Genomic DNA, 1,655 nt, shown 5'->3' on the forward strand with positions numbered 1-1,655 from the left:
GGGTTTAAGAGAATATTTAAAAACTAACGGTGGTATTTTTGTATATAGAGACGGTATAAGGATCTATGAATATGGAGAAAAAGGAAATGATTGGTTAGGGTTGGAAGCAAAAAGGATTAATTCTCCAAGCATATCGTTGAGCAGTAGTATTGTGATTGGTGCGGTATATTTGGATAGAAAAACAAGTTCAGGCTTAGAAGAAAAAACAAATCGAGAAGGTTTTGTTGAAAATCAAGCATTTGAAACATTTAGAAATGCCATTGTTTTTGCTATTGAAAAAATTGAGAGAGAAAGAGCTATTGATAAGGAATTACTCAGGAAATATTATGGGCATACCAATAAATCTGAGCCAGTAATGGCTGGAATCGAAGATATTAAAAAGAAAATCAGTAAGAAGATAACTGATGATAATCTTCAAAAAGAGTTATATAAATGCTTGGATAATATTGAAAATGATTATAAATATATAAGTGATGTCTATATTAGAAGTGCTACTTCAGGATTAAGCTTAAGTATTGTTGTACATGAATTGCAGAAAATAATAAGTGAATTAGAGCATGCAATAAAGCAAGAAGTAGCCTCAACTCATATTAAAGCGCTAATAAATGACTTAGCAAAAGTAACAGATGGATACGCATCAATAATTAGAAATCAAAAGAAAACCATTGGTGACTTAAAGGATGTATTACGTAATGCACTTTTTAATGTCAAATATAGACTCAGGGTTCATAAAATTGACATAATTGATGATTTTTCTGACTATCAAGGTAATTCAAATGTCAAGTGTGTTGAGAATCTAATTCTTGGGACTTTAATGAATCTAATTGATAACTCAATATGGTGGACTGATTATACAAAAATACCCCAAAAAAAGATTTATTTAGGTATATCTGATGATGCTTTAGAGGGTTATAAGTCAATAGTATTAGCTGATAATGGAAAGGGTTTCACAATACCAACAGAACAAGTAATTAAACCATTTATATCTGATAGACCAGGTGGAATGGGTTTGGGATTGCACTTGGCTAATGAGGTAATGAATTCACACGGTGGAAAATTAATTTTTCCAGATAATGGAGACTTGGAATTGCCACCTGAATTTCAAAATGGTGCGCTAGTAGTTCTTGCATTTAAGGAGGCAATTCAATAATGATTTTACCTAAAAATGGAAGCGTTGTGATTGTGGATGATATGTATAAAGAAGCTCTTCCACTAATCCAAGTACTTTCACAAAATGCTGTGCCTGTGTATTATTTTGATGGGAAAAAGAACATGCCCAGTGAACCATTGAAAAATATTAGATTGTTGTTTTTAGACATGAGATATGCTGACGGTGTTGCAAATACTAAAGATACCATTAGTACTTTAATGTCAATAATTGAGTGTATCGTTCACAAGGATAACGGTCCTTATATTATTTTAGTATGGAGTAAACATGATGGTGAAGACCTAGAGGTATTTAAAGAAGCAGTAAAGAACGATGATGGAATTATCGTTAAACCCCTTACTATTCTTAACTTAGAGAAAAAAGAATGTTTTGAAACTGTCCATAATGTAAATGAAAAAGTCCAAGAATTTTTGGAAGCATTAGATGAAATTGCAGTAACAAACGAAACCGTTGCTAGTAAATTAGAACATTCCACACTAAGGGACTT

2 protein-coding genes are annotated in these 1,655 nt (G+C 31.9%); both read left to right on the plus strand.

Features of this window, described 5'->3' with window-relative positions:
• Positions 1 to 1,150: ATP-binding protein (locus V7137_RS30090; RefSeq protein ID WP_335701467.1), on the plus strand; the 1,150-nt coding region annotated here is incomplete at its 5' end.
• On the plus strand, positions 1,150 to 1,655 hold a 506-nt coding region (locus tag V7137_RS30095; RefSeq protein ID WP_335701468.1), incomplete at its 3' end, for a hypothetical protein. The genes V7137_RS30090 and V7137_RS30095, both read left to right, overlap by 1 nt.

It is taken from the genome of Neobacillus drentensis (assembly GCF_036962765.1).
Taxonomy (GTDB): Bacteria; Bacillota; Bacilli; order Bacillales; family Cytobacillaceae; genus Neobacillus; species Neobacillus drentensis_C.